Origin of the sequence: Glutamicibacter sp. BW77, assembly GCF_002332285.1 — a bacterium.
In the GTDB taxonomy this organism is placed as follows: domain Bacteria; phylum Actinomycetota; class Actinomycetes; order Actinomycetales; family Micrococcaceae; genus Glutamicibacter; species Glutamicibacter bergerei.
This window is the reverse complement of record NZ_NRGT01000076.1, coordinates 25,490-45,600: the sequence shown is the minus strand read 5'-3', so window position 1 is coordinate 45,600 and position 20,111 is coordinate 25,490. Positions and strand designations below refer to the sequence as shown.

17 protein-coding genes are annotated in these 20,111 nt (G+C 55.2%); all 17 read left to right on the top strand.

What is annotated here, in order from left to right; translation table 11 throughout:
* Positions 1–19: 19 nt before the first annotated feature.
* Positions 20–1,477, top strand: a complete 1,458-nt coding sequence (gene murF / locus CIK74_RS15625) for a UDP-N-acetylmuramoyl-tripeptide--D-alanyl-D-alanine ligase (RefSeq protein ID WP_096257134.1) — start codon at positions 20–22, stop codon at positions 1,475–1,477.
* Entirely contained in the window at positions 1,474–2,577 is a 1,104-nt protein-coding gene (mraY, locus tag CIK74_RS15620; RefSeq protein WP_096257133.1) for a phospho-N-acetylmuramoyl-pentapeptide-transferase, read from the top strand. Before murF ends, mraY begins: the two co-directional genes overlap by 4 nt.
* Positions 2,559–4,094, top strand: coding sequence for a UDP-N-acetylmuramoyl-L-alanine--D-glutamate ligase (gene murD / locus CIK74_RS15615; protein ID WP_096257132.1), 1,536 nt, complete (start codon positions 2,559–2,561; stop codon positions 4,092–4,094). Before mraY ends, murD begins: the two co-directional genes overlap by 19 nt.
* A 26-nt stretch (positions 4,095–4,120) precedes the next feature.
* Complete coding sequence (locus CIK74_RS15610) at positions 4,121–5,362, top strand: putative peptidoglycan glycosyltransferase FtsW (protein WP_240520563.1); 1,242 nt, start codon at positions 4,121–4,123, stop codon at positions 5,360–5,362.
* A gap of 55 nt (positions 5,363–5,417) precedes the next feature.
* Entirely contained in the window at positions 5,418–6,542 is a 1,125-nt protein-coding gene (gene murG / locus CIK74_RS15605; RefSeq protein WP_096257130.1) for an undecaprenyldiphospho-muramoylpentapeptide beta-N-acetylglucosaminyltransferase, read from the top strand.
* A 3-nt stretch (positions 6,543–6,545) separates the two neighbouring features.
* A complete protein-coding gene (gene murC / locus CIK74_RS15600) occupies positions 6,546–7,949 on the top strand; it encodes a UDP-N-acetylmuramate--L-alanine ligase (protein ID WP_096257129.1) in 1,404 nt (467 codons plus the stop codon).
* 17 nt (positions 7,950–7,966) lie between these two features.
* Positions 7,967–8,698, top strand: coding sequence for an FtsQ-type POTRA domain-containing protein (locus CIK74_RS15595; protein WP_096257128.1), 732 nt, complete (start codon positions 7,967–7,969; stop codon positions 8,696–8,698).
* A gap of 218 nt (positions 8,699–8,916) precedes the next feature.
* Positions 8,917–10,089 (top strand): cell division protein FtsZ, encoded by a 1,173-nt coding sequence (ftsZ, locus tag CIK74_RS15590; RefSeq protein WP_096257127.1) that lies wholly within the window; start codon positions 8,917–8,919, stop codon positions 10,087–10,089.
* 19 nt (positions 10,090–10,108) lie between these two features.
* The gene (locus tag CIK74_RS15585) at positions 10,109–10,831 is read left to right on the top strand and encodes a polyphenol oxidase family protein (RefSeq protein ID WP_096257126.1); all 723 of its coding nucleotides are present in this window, start codon (positions 10,109–10,111) and stop codon (positions 10,829–10,831) included.
* Positions 10,832–10,956: 125 nt separating this feature from the next.
* On the top strand, positions 10,957–11,508 hold the full coding sequence (gene sepF / locus CIK74_RS15580; RefSeq protein WP_096257125.1) for a cell division protein SepF: 552 nt from the start codon (positions 10,957–10,959) through the stop codon (positions 11,506–11,508).
* Between the two features lie 24 nt (positions 11,509–11,532).
* Complete coding sequence (locus tag CIK74_RS15575; RefSeq protein WP_096257124.1) at positions 11,533–11,829, top strand: YggT family protein; 297 nt, start codon at positions 11,533–11,535, stop codon at positions 11,827–11,829.
* Positions 11,830–12,054: 225 nt separating this feature from the next.
* Entirely contained in the window at positions 12,055–12,792 is a 738-nt protein-coding gene (locus CIK74_RS15570) for a DivIVA domain-containing protein (RefSeq protein ID WP_096257123.1), read from the top strand.
* 108 nt (positions 12,793–12,900) lie between these two features.
* Entirely contained in the window at positions 12,901–13,473 is a 573-nt protein-coding gene (gene lspA / locus CIK74_RS15565) for a signal peptidase II (RefSeq protein ID WP_229677106.1), read from the top strand.
* On the top strand, positions 13,470–14,417 hold the full coding sequence (locus CIK74_RS15560) for an RluA family pseudouridine synthase (RefSeq protein ID WP_096257121.1): 948 nt from the start codon (positions 13,470–13,472) through the stop codon (positions 14,415–14,417). Before lspA ends, CIK74_RS15560 begins: the two co-directional genes overlap by 4 nt.
* An 83-nt stretch (positions 14,418–14,500) precedes the next feature.
* Positions 14,501–18,064, top strand: coding sequence for a DNA polymerase III subunit alpha (gene dnaE, locus CIK74_RS15555; RefSeq protein WP_096257120.1), 3,564 nt, complete (start codon positions 14,501–14,503; stop codon positions 18,062–18,064).
* Positions 18,065–18,137: 73 nt separating this feature from the next.
* Entirely contained in the window at positions 18,138–19,490 is a 1,353-nt protein-coding gene (gene hisD, locus CIK74_RS15550) for a histidinol dehydrogenase (protein ID WP_096257119.1), read from the top strand.
* 85 nt (positions 19,491–19,575) lie between these two features.
* The gene (gene nrdR, locus CIK74_RS15545) at positions 19,576–20,064 is read left to right on the top strand and encodes a transcriptional regulator NrdR (protein ID WP_096257118.1); all 489 of its coding nucleotides are present in this window, start codon (positions 19,576–19,578) and stop codon (positions 20,062–20,064) included.
* Positions 20,065–20,111: the final 47 nt, after the last annotated feature.

Here is a 20,111-nt window from a genome sequence, read left to right as displayed (position 1 = left end):
GTGTAAAGTCCTAATTGCCATGATTGATTTGTCTCTCTCCGACCTGCTCGCGATCACCGGGGGTCGCGCGACAGCTTCTGTCGCCCCATCCACCGTCATCTCATCGGTTACTACCGATTCGCGTGACGTGCTTCCCGGAGCCCTTTTTGTTGCTAAGCCCGGCGAATTTTCTGACGGGCACGCCTTTATTGACAAGGCCCTGTCCAGCGGCGCCACGTTGGCTCTAGCCGAACGTGTCACTCTCGACGAGCAAAGAGCCGAGCATCCGGCAATTATTGTCGATGACGCGGTCGAAGCGATGGGTCAGATCGCTGCACACATCGTTGAGTATCTGAAGAAGAAAAACGACGCGGTGGTCATCGGGATTACCGGCTCAGCCGGCAAAACAACCACCAAAGACCTTTTGGCAAGCATCTTGTCCAAGGTTGCGCCGACGGTGTCCCCGATTGGCTCCTATAACGGAGAAGTCGGAGTGCCGCTGACCGTATTCAGTGCCACCGAAGACACCAAGTACCTGGTGATCGAGATGGGCGCTACCGGTATTGGACACCTGACTTACCTCACCGATATGGTGCACCCGAAGATCGGGGTGGTGCTTTGTGTAGGCACCGCACACGCCGGGGAATTCGGTGGAGTGGAAAATATTGAAAAGGCCAAGGGTGAACTTGTTGAAGCCTTAGACGCTTCCGGGACCGCTCTACTGAACTATGACGACTCACGAGTCGCACGTATGGCGCAGCGCTCCGGGGGAGCGGTACGTTACTTCGGTACCGTCAGCAATAAACCAGAGAACGTGAGCGTCTGGGCTGTGGATGTGGTTGTCAACTCCGATGGTCAGCCTGAACTAACTCTAGAATTTTCCAATGGTTACAGCCAGCGAATCACCTCAGGTCTGCTTGGACGCCACCATGTCTCGAATATCTTGGCCGCTGCCGGTGCAGCGGCTGAATTAGGCATCGAAGCGGCCTTGATTGCACAAACCCTTGATGGGCTCACTGCCGGCAGCCGGTGGCGGATGGAACGCATTGAGCGCGCCGATGGAGTCACCATCATTAACGATGCGTACAACGCGAATCCAGAGTCCATGCGCGCCGCACTACGCACGCTAGCCGAACTAGGACTTCCGAACGAGCAAGGTGTTGCCCGGCGTACCTGGGCGGTCCTAGGCGAAATGCTAGAGCTCGGCGACGAATCCCGACACGAGCATGATGTTCTGGGGCGCATTGCGGTACGGATGAACATCAAAAAGTTGTTGGTGATTGGCTGGGGCGCAAAGCTGGCATATAACTCCGCGGTGCTCGAAGGCAGTTGGGGCGATGAAGCCTACTTCGTGGAAACCATCGAAGAAGCACGTAGCCAGCTTGCCGAGCAGCTTCTACCCGGCGACATAGTTTTGTTCAAATCTTCAAATGGCGCCGGGTTACGACACCTAGGTGATGACATCGCAGCACTTGTGAAAGAAGGCGAAGACGCATGATCGCATTGATTCTAGGCGCAGGCATTGCCTTAGTGCTGACCATGGTGGCCATGCCGCTGTACATCCGGTTACTGACCAAAAAGCAGTACGGACAAGTGGTGCGTGACGACGGACCAAACTCACATTCGGTGAAGTCCGGTACCCCCACCATGGGTGGCGTGGTCTTTATCCTTGCGGTCTTTGTTGCTTACTTCCTCACCCACGGCATCCTAGGTCTGATGGGGCGTACTTCCTCGGGGATTACCGCCAGTGGCTTGCTGGTGTTGTTATTGTTCGGCGGTATGGGACTTGTCGGCTTCCTGGATGACTTCATTAAGATCGCCAAGAAGCGTTCCTTGGGACTGCGTGCCTACCAGAAGATCATCTTGCAGGCAATTGTTGGCATCAGCTTCGCAGTTCTTGCCTTGCAGTTCCCTAACTCCCAGGGGCTAACTCCTGGGTCAACGGCGATTTCATTCCTGCGCGATCTGAACATTGACCTAGCATTCGCCGGACCAATGGTGGGCCTGATTCTCTTTGTGCTTTGGGCCAACTTCATCTCCACCGCGACCACCAACGGTGTGAACCTCACTGACGGTCTTGACGGTCTTGCGACTGGTGCTTCCATTATGGTGTTCGGCGCTTACACGCTCATTGGTATCTGGCAACAGAATCAGGCCTGTGGCCGCGATAACGCGATGGAAGTTTGCTACACCGTGCGTGATCCGCAGGATCTAGCACTGCTCGGTGCAACGATTTCCGGCGCACTGATCGCCTTCCTCTGGTGGAACGCAAAACCAGCGAAGATCTTCATGGGTGATACCGGTTCGCTAGCTATTGGTGGCGCCCTGGCAGCGATGGCGATCCTCTCACGCACCCAGCTGTTGCTGGTTGTCATTGCTGGCTTGTTCGTCATCATCGCATTGTCGGTGATAATCCAGGTTGGTTACTTCAAACTTTCCGGTGGCAAGCGCGTCTTCAAGATGGCGCCGTTGCAGCACCACTTTGAGCTCTCCGGATGGTCCGAAGAGAATGTTGTTATTCGTTTCTGGATTCTGGCCGGTCTCTTTGTGGCAGCCGGACTGGGTCTGTTCTACTCCGAATGGGTTGTCGCACTGTGAGTGAAAAACTGGCCAATCTGACCAGCTGGGATGCAAACTGGAAAGACCTGCGCGTTGTTGTTGCGGGTCTGGGACTCTCCGGATTCTCCGCCGCCGACACGCTGATCGAGCTTGGCGCCATAGTCACCGTCATCGACGGACGTGATGACGAGATCAACTCGCAGCGTGCCGAGACACTGAAAATTGTCGGAGCGCATCAGGTGTTGCTCGGTACCGAACATATTGACTCGTTGCCACAGGTTGACGGCGGCGCGCCGGATCTCGTGGTGGTCTCGCCGGGCTGGAATCCACGCCACCCAGTATTGGCGGCGGCGGCAGAAGCCGGTATCGAAATCTGGGGCGATGTTGAACTTGCTTGGCGCGTGCAGAACCGTGCAGGGCGCACTGCGCCACAGTGGCTAGCGATCACCGGTACCAACGGTAAAACTACGACCGTAGGCATGACCGAAGCGATCTTGCAGGCTGCCGGGTTACGTGCCATCGCCGTGGGAAACGTAGGGACCCCCATTTTGGATGCGGTTCGTGAACCGGTGGACTACGACGTATTTGTTGTTGAACTATCGAGCTTCCAGCTTCACTTCACCCACAGCATCTCTCCTTTGGCCTCAGTCGTCTTGAACATCGCCGAAGATCACGTGGACTGGCATGGCGGCTTTGAGGCCTACCAGGCGGACAAAGCTAAAATCTATGAGCGAACCCAAGTCGCCGCGATCTTTAACGTCGCAGATGCCAAGACGCTTCAAATGGTTGAGAACGCGGATGTCATCGAAGGATGCCGCGCCATCGGCTTCTCCACCTACAGCCCAGCCGTTTCCACCGTAGGGATCGTTGAAAGCCTATTGGTGGACCGCGCATTTATCGAAGAGCGCCGGAGCAATGCCTTAGAACTGGTGGCGCTGAGCGATATCGGCGAAATCGTTCCGAAGCATACCGCAGCCAACGCCGCCGCGGCCGCTACTTTGGCCCGCGCGTATGGGGTTGAAGCCGAGGCAATAGCCAAGGGTCTGAGCGGTTTTGATTCTGGTGCTCACCGTATTCAAGCCGTCGCGCGACGCAATGACATCTTGTGGATCAATGATTCAAAAGCCACCAACCCGCACGCGGCTAACGCCTCACTTGCGGCATTTAGCTCGGTGGTGTGGATTGCAGGCGGACTGTCTAAGGGTGTGGACTACACCGAGCTGATTAGAACTCATGCACAGCGTTTACGCGCCGTACTGCTGATTGGTACCGATAACGACTCACTGCGTGCGGCACTGGCCGAACACGCTAGTGACGTCGAGCTGGTAGACATCACCGCGCTGGGACAAGCTGCCACGGACATGGCCCCGACAGGCTCGCAGGTGATGACCCAAGCAGTGCGCAAGGCTGCAGAACTTGCGCAGGCCGGGGATACAGTATTGATGGCACCGGCAGCTGCCTCGATGGACCAATTCAGTTCCTACGCCCAGCGTGGCAACGCATTTATCAGCGCTGTCAGTGATCTCATGGATGAGGGAACCGCAGGAACTAAGTAAGCAATCTGACCGGACGGGAGGCAATGATGGCAACAGCACGTGGCAAAAAAACCAAGAATAGAAAGCCAAAGTTCTCCCCGGTCGGTCGGCTCATCGGCAACATCGAATCCGGCAGTGCACGCACCGCTTCGATCGACTACATGCTGGTGTTCGTCACCTCGATTGCCTTGGCAATATTTGGTGTGCTGATGGTGCAGTCCTCGGCGTCCGTTGAGGCTATTGCTCGCGGAAATGATGGCTTCACCGTGGCATTATCCCAAGCAATGTTTGCCGGAGTAGGCATTGTCGCGATGATAGCGATGCAGTTTTTCAAACCTGCAACGTTGAAAAGGCTGGCCTGGCCAGCCGCACTCGTGGCGGTACTACTGTTGTTCCTCGTGGCGTTCACTCCGCTCGGCCATGAGGTTCTGGGTAACCGAAACTGGATCCGTATCACCAGCACCATCGGCCTGCAGCCCAGTGAGTTTGCCAAGTTAGCGTTGGCAGTTTTTGCTGCATTTATGCTTGAAAAAAAGCAAAACATGCTCCACGACTACAAGCACCTATTTGTACCGATCGTCCTTCCAATCGGCGGCGCCATTCTTTTGCTGGTGTTAGCCGGAAAAGACGTAGGTACCGCGCTGGTATTGATCTTGATCATCGCCACCGCGCTTTTTCTTGGCGGGCTGAAGATGAAGTGGCTGGCGCTGGCAGGCATTACAGGCTTTGCCATGCTCGCGGTGCTGGTATTCGCGTCCTCTAACCGTCGTGCTCGTGTGTTGGCATGGTTGAAAATTGACTGCGGAGTCGATGACAGAATCTGTTACCAGTCCAGCATGGGACTGCACGCATTCGCCTCCGGCGGTTGGTTCGGCGTCGGGGCTGGTCAATCACGACTAAAGTGGTCCTACGTTCCCGAAGCGCAAAACGACTTCATCTTCTCAATTCTTGGCGAAGAATTCGGATTTGTCGGTGTCCTCTTTGTCCTTTGCATGTTTGCACTGCTGGCCTTGGCCATGTTCCGTATCGCGATGCGCGCCAATGACTTGTACACCAAGGTATTGATGGGTTGCATTTCCACCTGGATCATCGGACAAACCTTCATCAATCTTGGTACGGTCAGTGGATTGCTACCGGTCATCGGTGTGCCGCTACCTTTCATTTCTTCCGGTGGTTCGGCGATGCTTGCGGTAATGCTAGCTATGGGCTTCGTGCTTTGTTCGGCACGTGCTCAAAAACTCGCAGCCATAGCGAACTTTGCTACGGACACCGGAAAGTCGCCAAAGTAAGTTTTACGTTGATTGTGCCTAATCGCTGGTCTTGGACCCGAGGAGTATAAAAGCCATGAGTGATCCGATCCGTCTGGTCGTTGCCGGAGGCGGAACCGCCGGCCATATTTCGCCAATGCTGGCCATCGCAGATGCAGTGCGTCAGCAAGATACACAGGCAAACATCGTTGCACTGGGTTCCCCCGGCGGGCTTGAAACTAAGCTGGTTCCCGAAGCCGGGTATCGGTTAGCGCTAATCCCCAAAGCGCCTATGCCACGAAGCATCAACCTTGATCTGCTCAAGTTTCCTTTCCGGTTCCTCAAAGCAATCAATGAAGCAAAGAAGATACTCCGGGAAACCAAAGCCGAAGCATTGCTCGGAGTCGGGGGATACGTCTGCACTCCGGCTTACCTAGCGGCTAAAAAGCTTGGCATCCCAACTTTCGTTCACGAAGCAAATTCCGTTGCAGGTATGGCCAATAAGTTGGGTGCAAAACACGCGGTGGGTGTCGGAACCACATTCGCTAATACCGGATTGCCAAACGCACGTCAGGTTGGAATGCCGATGCGATCTAACGTTGCGTTGATGGATCGGGCAGCGATTCGTGACGAGGCTCGTGCCTACTTTGGCCTAACCGATCAGTCGCCGGTGCTGGTGGTGACCGGTGGGTCCTCCGGAGCGCAGAGCATCAATGAGACTATTGTTGCTTCGCTTGACCAGCTCCACGCTGCAGGCGTGCACGTAGTGCATATCACCGGGCGAGGGAAGCAAATCACCGATGCGCAAGGAAACAGACTGGAACACGCCGGTTATACGCAACGCGAGTATGTGGAGCGAATGGACTTTGCTTACGCAGCGTCAGACCTAATGATCTGCCGTTCCGGCGCGGGCACGGTGTGTGAACTGGCTGTGGCGGGAACCGCCTCAGTTCTAGTTCCATTGCCAATTGGCAACGGTGAACAGAAACTCAACGCGAGCGCGCTGGTAGCAGCCGGAGGCGCGTTACTGGTTTCGAACTCGGACTTTACTCCCGGCTATGTCACCGACACGGTCCTGAACTTGATCACCGATCAGCATAAACTTGAACAGATGTCGCAAGCTGCTGCTTCGCTGGGACAACGAGATGCTGCCGAACAGATGGCAGCAATGATTATCGACGAAGTTTCATCCCGACGTTCCGCGTCGGGCCAGAAAGGCTAAATCATGGCACAGCAGCCAGGCAACCACATTGCCGAATTAGGCAAGGTACATCTGATGGGCGTTGGCGGCGTCGGTGTCTCGGCCGTAGCCCGACTGCTCTTGGATTACGGGGTAGCAGTCTCGGGTTCAGACGCTAAGGATTTACCGGTCCTTGATGGCCTACGCGAGCGTGGCGCCCGGATCCACATCGGCTACGACCCCCAAAATTTGGGTGACGCGGACACCGTGGTGATCTCCTCGATCATCAAACCAGGCAACGCGGAATACGATGAAGCATTGCGCCGTGGACTGAAGATCATGCACCGTTCCGAGGGACTCGAAGCGACTATGCGTGGACACCAGCAAGTGGTGACAATCGCCGGAACCCACGGAAAAACCACGACTACCTCGTTGACCGCCCATATGCTCAAAACCGCATCGGCCGCGCCATCCTTCGCCGTGGGAGCAAATATTCCAAGCCTCGGTACGAATGCAGAATTGGGACGCGGAGAGATTTTCGTGGCGGAAGCCGACGAGTCTGATGCCTCATTCCTAAACTACCGACCGAATGTCATCGTCGTCACCAATATTGAGGCAGACCATCTGGATCACTACGGCACTGCCGAAGCGGTCCACCAAGCCTTTGTAGAGTTTGCCCGTTTGCTACCCGAAGACGGTCTGCTCATCTGTTGCGCCGATGACCAAGGTGCTAACGATCTTGCGCGTAAGATGCGTCAGCAACGTCCCGAATTGCGGATCCAGACCTATGGCTTTGCGGATCACGCAGATCGCCGACTGAGTAACGCTCGGGCCTTGGACAATGGCCGATTCGAGGCCACCATCGAGTGGGGTAGCGGTCAGAGTCATTTACTGAACCTCGCGGTGCCGGGGGAACACAATTTGCTTAACGCCGCGGCGGCACTAGCCGTAGGCATGGACGCGGGTCTGGAGATTGAAGAAGCCTTAGTGGCGCTGGGAAGCTTTGCTGGTGCCGCTCGCCGCTTTGAATTTAAAGGCGCGGGCAATGGCGTTCGAGTCTATGACGATTACGCTCACCATCCCACCGAGGTTGATGCTGCGTTGAAGGCAGGCCGAGCGGTGGCAGGTAATGGAAAATTACACGTCATCTTCCAGCCTCATCTCTTTAGCCGGACTCAGGAATTTTACCGTCAGTTCGCCCAAGCCCTGTCTTTGGCAGATAGCGTGAGGGTGCTAGAGATTTACCCTGCGCGTGAGGAACCGATCCCTGGCGTGACCAGCGACCTCATCGCCCAGCGCATCGAAGTACCTAGCGAGGTACTCACCCCACTAGCTGCGGTAGCCCACGCGGTGGAGTACGCGGAGCCTGGTGACGTGGTGATGACCATCGGTGCTGGTGATGTGACCGAACTGGGCGAGCAAATCGTTGCCGCATTGTCCTTCAACTAAATCTGGAGGTTAATGTGATGGAAAATTCCAAGGTAGTCGAGCTTCCTGCGAGTCCGGAGAAAAAGCGGCGTAAGCTGCTACTGATTATTGCCGCGAGCATTGTGGCTTTGAGTGTTACCGCCGTGCTGGTGCTGAGTTTTTCTCCGTTGCTTGCGGCGAAAAAAATCGAAGTGACCGGCAGCAAATTGGTCAGCGAGAAAAAATTACTTGAAGCCTTGGCCCCTTTGGAAGGGGTGCCGCTGCCACGAATCTCAGAGTCGCGCGTAGCGGAACTAATCGGTGATGAACCGGCCGTAGATGAAATAGTTGTTCGAGCAAAGATGCCAGATACTCTCGTAGTTGAGGTCGTTGAAGCTGAACCTGTAGCGATCTTAGTGGACGGCAAGAACTCATTTATTGTTTCCTCGTCTGGAGAGAAGCTGAAGAAGGTTGTCGAGAAAGATAAAACCAAACTTCCCCGCGTCAAAGCATCAGATGAAACGAAAGATCCCGAGAAATTTCAACTGTTGACGGGCATTTTGAGTACCGTGGAGCCAAAGGTGCTCAAGCAGGTGTCAACGGCGACCCTTACCCAAGCTGGTTTCATGGAGCTTGCCTTACCGAACAAGCGAACTCTGATTTGGGGAGACGGAGACAAAGCCGCACTCAAAAACGAAGTCGCTAATATTTTCCTGCAACAGCTCAAAGAAAATAAGGCCAAGGCTAAAGTCATCGACGTGACCAACCCAGAAAACCCGGTGACGTATTAAGTCGTTCGCCACGGGCGAGGGATGAACATTCTCAAGGGAAATTCTGGAAAGATAGGTTTCAATAGACGACACGCCCCAGCGGTCGTTGCAGAAAGCCAACATGGCTCATAGCGTTCTTAATAACGATAGCTTGACACAATCTTAACCTTAAGGTTAAGAGTCAAGGTTTTACGCATGAATCGTGAATTATGTAGCACATCTAACAAGGGAAGCGGGACGTGGCAGCTCCACAGAATTACCTCGCGGTCATTAAAGTCGTCGGAATCGGCGGTGGCGGTGTAAACGCAGTCAATCGAATGATCGAAGTCGGTCTCAAGGGCGTTGAGTTCATCGCCATCAATACCGATGCGCAGGCTCTACTCATGAGTGATGCCGACGTAAAGCTAGACGTGGGACGCGAACTTACGCGTGGCCTCGGTGCTGGTGCTAACCCTGATGTGGGACGCCAGGCAGCCGAAGACCACGTAGAAGAGATCGAAGACGTTCTACGCGGCGCCGATATGGTCTTCGTGACCGCCGGCGAAGGTGGCGGCACCGGTACCGGTGGCGCACCTGTCGTGGCACGTATCGCCCGCGGATTGGGTGCACTGACCATCGGTGTCGTAACCCGTCCATTCACCTTCGAAGGTCGTCGTCGTGCTAACTCTGCCGAAAACGGCATTGAAGCATTGCGCGATGAGGTCGACACGCTGATCGTTATTCCTAACGATCGCCTGCTGTCCATCTCTGACCGTAACGTGTCGGTGCTCGACGCATTCCGTCAGGCAGACCAGGTCTTGCTTTCCGGCGTTCAGGGCATCACCGACCTAATCACCACCTCAGGGCTGATCAACCTCGACTTCGCGGACGTCAAGTCCGTGATGCAGGGTGCTGGTTCGGCATTGATGGGCATCGGCTCGGCCCGAGGCGAAGATCGCGCGGTTAAGGCCGCCGAACTAGCAATCGCTTCGCCACTGCTGGAAGCTTCCATCGACGGCGCACACGGCGTGCTTCTTTCCATCCAGGGCGGTTCGGATCTCGGCTTGTTCGAGATCAACGAGGCTGCTCGACTGGTGCAGGAAGTCGCACACCCAGAGGCAAACATCATCTTCGGTGCCGTCATTGACGACGCCTTGGGCGACGAAGCGCGTGTCACGGTGATTGCAGCAGGCTTTGACGAGCCAGATGTCACCAGCAAGCCAATGGCACCGTTGGTCTCCAAGCCAGCATCGAACCGTCCAGCGCAAGAGCAGCCTGTTCCACAGGCTGCACCGGCAGAAGCGGCGCCAGCGCCGGAAGCGAAGCCGGTTGCTGCAGAGCAGAACAACTCCTTCCAGGATCTTCCTGATGTCGTCGATTCAGACCTTAACGGTTCGAACGATGATCTGGACGTTCCTGACTTCCTGAAGTAAACCAGCGATTAGCTGAGCAGTGCTACATTTCGCGTCGAACCTCGATTCGAGTATCCACCTGGCGTTTACCACGCAAGCCGAGGGAAACCTTGCCTTGCATGTGAACGATGATCCCCACCTAGTGGGGGAACATCGAGCCAGATTGGAAGACTCGATCGGGGTTCGACGTTTTTCTTTGCACTTCATGAACCAGATTCATTCCACCGAGGTTGTGCACATAGCCTCACAGCGGCGCACCTCGTGGACAGAGCCAGAAGCGCCAACCTGCGACGCACTGGTGGACCCCACCGGACGCGAAGCGTTGGCAGTAATGGTTGCCGATTGTCTGCCGGTGCTGTTCGTCGCAAAGGACGCTACCCAGAAGCAAACGTTCACCGCCGCAGCTCACGCGGGTCGACGCGGACTGCTGGACGGAATATTGACTCGTACAGTGGGTGAACTTCAAGCATTGGGGGCCACCCACATCGAGGCCGTTATTGGCCCAGCAATCTGCGACCGATGCTATGAGGTCCCAGAATCAATGGCCGCCGAATCCGAGGAATCTCGTCCCGGAATACGAAGCAATACTAGCTGGGGAACGGCGGCTCTCGATTTGCCGGCATCCGCGCAAAAGGAACTGTCAGATCTCGGAGTAAGCGTGCAGCAAAGCGGTGTCTGCACCCTAGAAGATGAGAGATTCTTCTCCTACCGAAGAAGTTCACGGTCGGGCCGACTGGCGGGGCTGATTTGGCCGAAAACATAGGCCCGCGCGACACACCGCGCAAAAAAATCGAATGAGCAATGCCAGTCGTTTGGCGTGCGGTAGCGTCAGAGTAGCGGAATCATGCACCTGGGGTTGCATGCACGGGACAACTGAGGAGAAAAAACGTGGCTGACGGACTACGCAAGGCAATGGTCTATCTCGGCTTGGCGGATGCCGTTGAGCAGAGTGAGGTCGAAACGGACAACTCAGAACCGAGGACCCAGGTACGGGCCGTCGATGATGTTGCAACGCAACGTCCAGTCGAGGCCCCGCGCCCGCAGCCGGTTGTTAAATCGGTTGCACCGCATTCAGTAGCCAAAGAACCAGAGAACGAATACCGTGCTCCGGTCACACCCATTAAGCGTGCCCCTTCAGTACGGGATGAGGATTCCGAATTGCGTCAAATTACTACCGTGCACCCACGTTCTTACAACGATGCCAAAATCATCGGTGAGAACTTCCGTGACGGAATCCCGGTGATCATGAATGTCACCGACATGGGAGAAACAGATGCCAAGCGTTTAGTCGATTTTTCGGCTGGCCTGGTTTTCGCTCTCCACGGCTCGATTGAACGAGTAACTAACAAGGTCTTCTTGCTGTCCCCAGCCACTGTTGAAGTACTGGGTGAAGACCGCAAGCAGTCCGAAGCCCAGGCGACCTTCTTTAACCAGAGCTAAGTTGCCAGGAGCGAGCGCGTAAAAATGGTGTTCGGGATAATTTATCTCTTGTTAGCTGTCCTACAAATTCTGCTAATAATGCGAATTGTGTTGGATATAACTGAAAGTTTCGCTCGGCACTGGCACCCTAAGGGGATTGCTCTGGTCGCTGCGACAACAATCGTCACGATAACTGACCCTCCACTCCGGTGGCTGCGTCGCAAGATCAAACCTCTGGATATCGGTGGAATCCGGCTTGACTTGTCATTTTTGATCCTGTTTATCGTCGTAATGATTGTCAAATCGATCGTAAGTGGCGTAGGTTACAACCTAGGGAACTGATTAGGCATTTCGTAGAAGAATACGAGGTTCTAAAGAGCTCCTGAAGGGCGAAAAACAGTAAAATTGAGTTGAACCGGCAGTTCGGTTTCGTAATTAGTGTCCGAATCGTTATATCCTTTAGGAAATGGTGCTCCGACTTCACCGGTCGCGACACTGAATGAACGGTAAGTGTTTCGCAAGACAGCAACTGTCGGGCGGAAATGATCCCAGTATTGAGGTGACCCAATGGCTTTGACGCCAGAAGACGTAGTCAATAAGCGGTTTCAGCCGACCAAGTTCCGAGAAGGCTACGACCAAGACGAGGTAGATGACTTCCTCGACGAGATCGTTGTGGAATTACGTCGCCTGACCGGTGAGAACGAAGAGTTGCGCCGCCGCTTGGCAGGGCAGGGTGGAGACACTAACGTCTCGGCCAAGGAACAGTCAGTTCCTGCTCCAGTTGCCGCCGCTCCAGCTGCTAAGCCAGCTGAAGAGAAGAAGGTCGAAACCAAGACCGAAGAGCCTAAGAAGGTCGAGACTCCAGTTGCTGCTCCAGCCGCTGAGGTCAAGAAGACCGAAGCTCCGGTTGCTGCAGCTAAGGTCGAGGACAAGAAGGACGCGGCTCCTGGAGCCAACGCTGTTCCTGCTGCTGCCCCTCGCACCGAGTCCGCAGAATCCGCAGCTAACGTGCTTGCCATGGCACAGCGTCTGCACGATGAATATGTCGCCTCCGGTGTTGAGCAGCGCGACAAGATCATCTCGGAAGCTAAGACCGAGGCAAACTCGCTGGTTACCACCGCAGAAGAAAAGAGCCGTAAGACTCTCTCTGCACTGGAGCAGCAGAAGTCGGTACTTGAGCGTAAGCTTGAGCAGCTTCGCGGCTTCGAGCGTGACTACCGTGCACGTCTGAAGACTTACATCGAAGGACAGCTCCGCGACCTTGAGTCGCAGGGATCCATTGATAACGCAGGGAAGACCAACTAATCCTTATCGGGTTTGATGGCTTGAACTAAATATCAGTACAATTAACGGTGGTGCTCGGATTGATCCGGCACCACCGTTGTTGTTTAAAGGGAATTAATGGGTAACAGTGTGAGTGCTTCACCATCTAGGAGTGCTGCCGCGGCTAAGCGCTTCACAGGTCTTGGCCTGATCATCGCCTTAGTAGCGCTAGTTCTTGATCAAGCCGTCAAGATTCTCGTTGAGAGAACAATGAAACTCGGAGAATCAATTGAAGTGATTCCGAATTTCTTGGATATCCACTACATTCTCAACCCGGGTGCAGCCTTTTCCATCGGCGAAGATTTCACCATCATTTTCGCCATTCTGCAGGCTGCGGTAGCCGTATACGTGATTTATCTGCTGTTGCGCAAAGTGGGCACACGCGGCTGGGCGATCGTCTTGGGTTCTTTGCTCGGGGGAGTGCTAGGAAATCTGACCGACCGCTTGTTCCGCGAACCGGCCTTTGGCTTCGGCCACGTTGTCGACATGTTTTCAGTCCAACACTTCGCAATTTTCAACGTTGCAGACTCATTTATTGTTTGTTCGATGATCGTCGTGGCCCTGATGCTGATACGCGGACGCAACCTCGATGGAACCATTGGTGATCCGCCCAAAAACAACAAGACTGACGCTGACGATGAGAAGACGGAGCCCACAGCATGAGCACTACTGGGGGAACTCAGATCCATGAACTGCTCGTGGCTGACGAGGATGCCGGACAACGGCTGGACTCGTATCTTGCCAAGGTGTTGGAGATCCCTAGAGTTTTAGCGAAGACGCTGTTCAAAGACTCCATGGTTGAAGTTAATGGACGTGTAGTGACGAAGCCGCTGAAGGTTAGAGCGGGCGACGCGTTGCGCGTAAGTATTCCACCGCAGTCCGACCCACTAGAAATTAGAGTAATTGCCGTGGAAGATTTGAAGATCATTGCCGACGAAGACGACTACGTTGTCATCGATAAGCCGGTCGGAGTCGCCGCACATCCTTCTCCTGGATGGGTCGGGCCTACTGTCGTAGGTGCGCTAATGGCCGAAGGCTACAATATTTCTACCTCTGGTGCCGCCGAGCGTCAGGGCATTGTCCACCGCCTCGACGTGGGAACGAGCGGACTCATGGTGGTAGCCAAATCTGAGCGTGCCTACACGGGTCTGAAGCGCGCGTTTAAGGAACGCACCCCCAAAAAGGTTTATCATGCGGTAGTTCAAGGGCTACCTGATCCTCTTGAAGGCACCATCGATGCACCGATCGGCCGGCACCCAGGTCATGACTGGAAGTTCGCTGTCCTGGAAGGTGGACGCGACTCCGTCACGCACTATGAGATGCTCGAAGCCTTCGGCCGAGCAAGTCTGGTAGAAGTGCATCTAGAAACCGGACGCACCCATCAGATTCGTGTGCACTTCTCCGCCTTTGGGCACCCCTGCGTTGGCGACCAGACCTATGGGGCCGACCCTAACCTAGGTGCCGCGTTGGGGTTGACGCGCCAGTGGCTACATGCCAAACGGCTGGGATTTAATCACCCGGTCACCGGAGAATGGGTTGAATATGAGAGCGAATACCCGCATGACCTCGCCGGTGCGCTAGAACTGTTGCGCGAAGGTGGCTACTAGTCCTATGGCCCACCGGCTATGAGAGCTCCCACAGCCGGTGGCAGGTGGACGATATTCGTGGCGTAAATCGTTAGACTGGTTCAGTGAGCGCGACACGTGACGGATTTGTCCATCTGCATACCCATACCGAATACTCCATGTTGGACGGGGCGGCCCGGCTTTCGGAGCTTTTTGAAGAAGCTAACCGACAAGGCATGGAAGCCATGGCGATTACCGACCATGGATACCTTTTTGGTGCCTTCGACTTCTGGAAGCGGGCTACCGATGCCGGAGTAAAACCAATCATCGGCGTCGAAGCCTATGTAACTCCTGGCACGGCGAGAAACGATAAGACTCGTGTGAAGTGGCGCACCGACGAATCCCAAAAGGGTGACGACGTCTCCGGTGGTGGCCTGTATAACCATATGACCTTGTTGTCTTACAACAACAAGGGTATGGATAACCTCTTCAAGGGATCCTCCCGGGCATCGCTTGACTCAGTCTTTGGCAAATACCCACGCTGGGACCGCGAACTGCTCAACGAGCACTCCGAAGGCCTGATCGCCACCACAGGTTGCCCCTCAGGTGAAGTCCAGACCAAGTTACGTCTAGGCCAGTATGACGCGGCCAAGGCTGCGGCAGCCGAACTTCAAGACTTGTTCGGCAAAGAAAATTATTTCTGCGAGATCATGGACCACGGTCTAGAGATTGAACGCAGAATCACCAAAGATCTTCTGCGCCTGGCCCGCGAACTAGACATCCCGCTCGTTGCCACCAACGATCTTCACTACACCCATGAAGCCGATTCGAAGGCCCATGAGGCGCTACTGGCAATCAACTCCGGTTCCACTCTCGACGAGCCGACCTATGACCAGGGCGGCAGCCGTTTCGCATTCTCTGGATCTGGCTATTACCTAAAGAGTGCACGCGAAATGCGTGAGTTGTTCAAAGAACACCCCGAGGCATGCGACAACACCCTTGAAATCGCTGACCGTGTTGATCTTTCTTTCGACACCAACGCAAACTACATGCCTAAGTTCCCTTGCCCGCCGGGAGAAGACGAAACCAGCTGGCTCATTAAAGAAGTAGACAAGGGACTGCACTACAGGTACCCCAATGGCATCCCCGAAGACTCACGCAGGCAGGCCGACTACGAGCTTGATGTCATCATCAAGATGGGATTCCCCGGCTACTTCCTAGTCGTCGCCGACTTTATTAACTGGTCAAAGAGCAATGGCATCCGCGTGGGTCCAGGACGTGGTTCCGGTGCCGGTTCAATGGTTGCCTACGCGATGCGTATTACCGACCTGGACCCATTGGTACACGGGTTGATCTTTGAACGTTTCTTGAACCCGGAACGTGTTTCCATGCCCGACTTCGACGTGGACTTCGATGATAGGCGCCGCTCGGAGGTCATCAAGTATGTGACCGAAAAGTATGGCGACGAACGTGTTTCAATGATCGTCACCTATGGTTCCATCAAGACCAAGCAGGCATTGAAGGACTCCTCTCGTGTGCTGGGCTACCCATTTAGCATGGGTGAAACCTTGACCAAGGCCCTGCCACCGGCAGTGATGGCTAAAGATATCCCACTGAACGATATTGATAACCCAGATTCAAAGCGTTATTCAGAAGCCGGAGATTTCCGTAATCTGGTGGCCAACGACCCAGAAGCTGCACGTGTTTTCGAAACGGCCAAGGGCATTGAAGGGCTCAAGCGTCAGTGGGGCGTACACGCCGCCGGCGTGATCATGAGCTCGGATCCGATCATCGACGTCATCCCGATCATGCGTCGTATCCAAGACGGCCAGGTTATTACCCAGTTCGACTACCCGACCTGTGAAGGCTTGGGTTTGATCAAGATGGACTTCTTGGGGTTGCGTAACCTCACCATCATTTCCGACGCGTTGGAAAACATCACGTACAACACGGGGGATGAGCTAGACCTCGAGGTACTGACGCTCGAAGACACCGAAGCCTATAACCTGCTAGCTCGTGGTGACACCCTTGGTGTGTTCCAGCTCGATGGTGGGCCAATGCGCTCACTGTTGAAGATGATGCGCCCGGATAACTTCGAAGATATCTCCGCTGTGATCGCCTTGTACCGACCAGGTCCCATGGGCGCTAACTCGCATACAAACTATGCGTTGCGTAAAACCGGGTTGCAGGATGTCACCCCGATCCACCCGGAGCTCGCAGAACCACTAGCCGACATTCTCGGCGGAACCTACGGCCTGATTGTGTATCAGGAGCAGGTTATGGCGATCGCGCAGAAGCTTGCCGGCTACTCGCTGGGCCAGGCAGATATTCTGCGCCGTGCCATGGGTAAAAAGAAGAAGTCAGAACTGGATAAGCAGTTCGCCGGCTTCAAACAGGGTATGAACGACAACGGATATTCAGACGCAGCGGTGAAAACCCTGTGGGACATTCTGCTGCCGTTCTCCGACTACGCGTTCAACAAAGCCCACTCAGCTGCCTACGGGGTGGTGTCCTACTGGACCGCATACCTCAAGGCGCACTACCCGGCCGAATACATGGCAGCATTGCTCACCTCGGTCGGCGATGACAAGGACAAGCTGGCGCTGTACCTAAACGAATGCCGGCACATCGGCATCACCGTACTTCCGCCAGATGTTAATGAATCAGCACTGAACTTCACCCCTGTGGGTAAAGACATCCGCTTCGGCATGGGTGCTATCCGTAACGTCGGTGCTAACGCGGTGGCCGGCATGGTTGAAGCGCGAACTGAAAAGGGCGCGTACCGGGATTTCAGCGACTTTTTGAGCAAGGTCCCTGCAGTGGTCTGCAACAAGCGCACCATTGAGTCCTTGATCAAGGCCGGCGCCTTCGACTCGCTGAAGCACCCGCGCCGGGCTCTGGTGGCCATTCACGAAGAGGCCGTCGACTCGGTCATTCAGCTCAAGCGCAATGAAGCGGCGAACCAGTTTGATCTGTTTAGTGCACTGGATACCTCCGATGTCTCAGATGCGATGACGGTAGCAATTCCTGATCTTCCCGACTGGGAGAAGAAGGAAAAGCTTGCCTACGAACGAGATATGCTCGGTCTCTACGTCTCGGATCACCCGCTGCAAGGTTTGGGCTCCGCCCTTGACCAGTACGCGGACATGCCGGTGACGAGCGTGTTGTCCGATGAAGGACCAGCCGACGGACATGTCATTTCGATAGCAGGAATGATCAGCGGGCTGCAGCGACGTATTGCCAAAAAATCTGGCAACCCCTACGCACGCAGTGAAATTGAGGACCTTTCCGGTTCCATGGAAGTGATGTTCTTCGGTCAGGCCTACCAGCCAATCGCCGAGATCCTGGCCGATGACTTGATTGTCGTGATCAAGGGACGTGTACAACGCCGCGACGATGGATCGATCACACTTAACGCCCAAGAGATGATGATCCCCGAACTCTCCGATACCTCAGGTACCGGACCGGTAGTTATCGGTATACCTACGCATAAAGCTACCGAGACGCTAATCCAGAAACTCGGAGATGTGCTGCGCACCCATAGCGGAAACACCGAGGTGCGGGTAAAGCTCAGCGGAAGCCGTGGTACCTCCTTGATGAGACTAGGCATGAATTTCAGGGTTAATCCGAACCCTGCTCTGTTCGGAGATTTGAAGGTACTGCTCGGCCCGGCCTGCCTGGACGTGTAGCAATCGCATAATGTATGACCGGATGGGGTAACTTATGGGAACCCAATCCGGTCTTACACGTTAAACTGGGGTGGTGACCTTAAACCCAGATACCGATTTTTCCGAACTCGCGACCATTGATTGGCGTGGAGCGAAACTCAACCGTGCTCAGCTCAAAGCCAAATTGCCTCGACCTGAAATGAATTCGCAGACGGCCGCAGAGGTTGTCCAGCAAATCATCAACGACGTGCGTGAACATGGTATGGAAACGCTCAAGGACCTCGCCAAGCGGTTCGATAAGGTTGAACTGGAACATACTCGGGTCCCGCAAGCAGAATTAGATCGAGCCTTGAACGAGCTTGATCCGCAGGTCCGCTTGGCTTTAGAAGAGTCCATCAAGCGTGCCCGCTCCTTTGCTCAAGCTCAGTTGCCGCAGGACGTCAGCGTTGAATATGGCCACGGTGGAACCGTGACGCAGCGTTGGGTTCCAGTGCGACGCGTTGGTCTCTATGTCCCGGGCGGATTGGCTGTTTACCCTTCCTCGGTCATCATGAACACCATTCCGGCGCAGGCTGCAGGGGTCACCTCGCTCGCGCTGGCAAGCCCACCGCAGGCGGATTTTGGCGGTCTGCCACACCCGACGATCCTGGCTGCAGCGAAGCTGTTAGGAATTACCGAGGTACACGCAATGGGCGGGGCCCAGGCCGTGGCGGCTTTCGCCTACGGGGTGCAGGTCCCGAACGATCAGCGTGGAGATATTGAACCGGTAGATGTTATTTCCGGTCCGGGCAATGTTTTTGTGGCCACAGCGAAGCGTCTGGTGAAAGGCGTCGTCGGTATCGATGCGGAGGCCGGACCCACCGAAATTGCGATTTTGGCCGATGAAACTGCCAACGCATCATTCGTCGCGGCAGATATGATCTCGCAAGCCGAACACGACGCTAATGCGGCTGCCGTGCTGGTGACCGATTCGCCGGCTCTCGCCACCGCTGTGCGCGCCGAACTTAGCACGCAGGTAGCGGCCACGAAACACACCGAACGCGTCCAGCAAGCCCTGTCCGGAAGACAGTCGGCAATCATCCTGGTTGATGATCTCGATCAGGGCGTCGAAGTGTGTAATGCTTACGCGGCTGAGCACTTGGAAATCCTCACCATAAACGCGGCGGAGGTGGCCGCACGGATCAACGCTGCCGGGGCGATTTTTGTCGGAGAATTTGCTCCGGTGTCCCTAGGAGATTATTGCGCAGGCTCAAACCATGTGCTGCCAACCAGTGGTACCGCACTGCACGCCTCGGGGCTGAACGTGAACACGTTCCTCAAAGCCATCCAGGTGATCAACTACGACAAGAGCGCGCTTGCTGAGGTGGCCACTCACGTGATCAATCTTGCCAATGCCGAGGACCTCCCAGCACACGGTGACGCGGTCGCGGTGCGCCAAGCCCATTAGACGCTAAACTGTTAGGTGACGTGTGTGAATTTCTATACGCCGACGGCGTTGGTTAGCACCACGATCGCAAAAAGTTGGAGGTGTCATGAATTGCCCTTATTGTCGCAACGCTGATTCGCGTGTGGTCGATAGCAGAGTCGCCGATGATGGCGTATCAATTCGACGTCGTCGTCAGTGCACCGAATGTTCGCGCCGTTTTACCACCACTGAAACTGCTGCGTTGAACGTGTTGAAGCAGTCTGGCGCGGTTGAACCTTTCTCGCGCCACAAGGTCATTAATGGCGTGCGTAAGGCATGCCAAGGACGCCCGGTAACTGATCACGATTTGGCCATCCTTGCCCAAGAAGTTGAAGAAACGGTCCGTACTTCAGGTGCAGCGGAAATTCCCGCGCATCAGGTCGGACTGGCCATCCTTGAGCCGTTGTCACGTCTGGACGAGGTTGCGTACCTAAGATTTGCCAGCGTCTATCACAATTTCCAGTCGCTCACCGATTTTGAAACTGCGATGGCGAAGTTGCGTGATCGCCGTTCCACAACGCCACAGGGCAACCAACGCCCACTAACCGCAAACTAACTTTGCACGCCAATGATGGCGACAGATACAGCGCAGGCCGAGTCCCA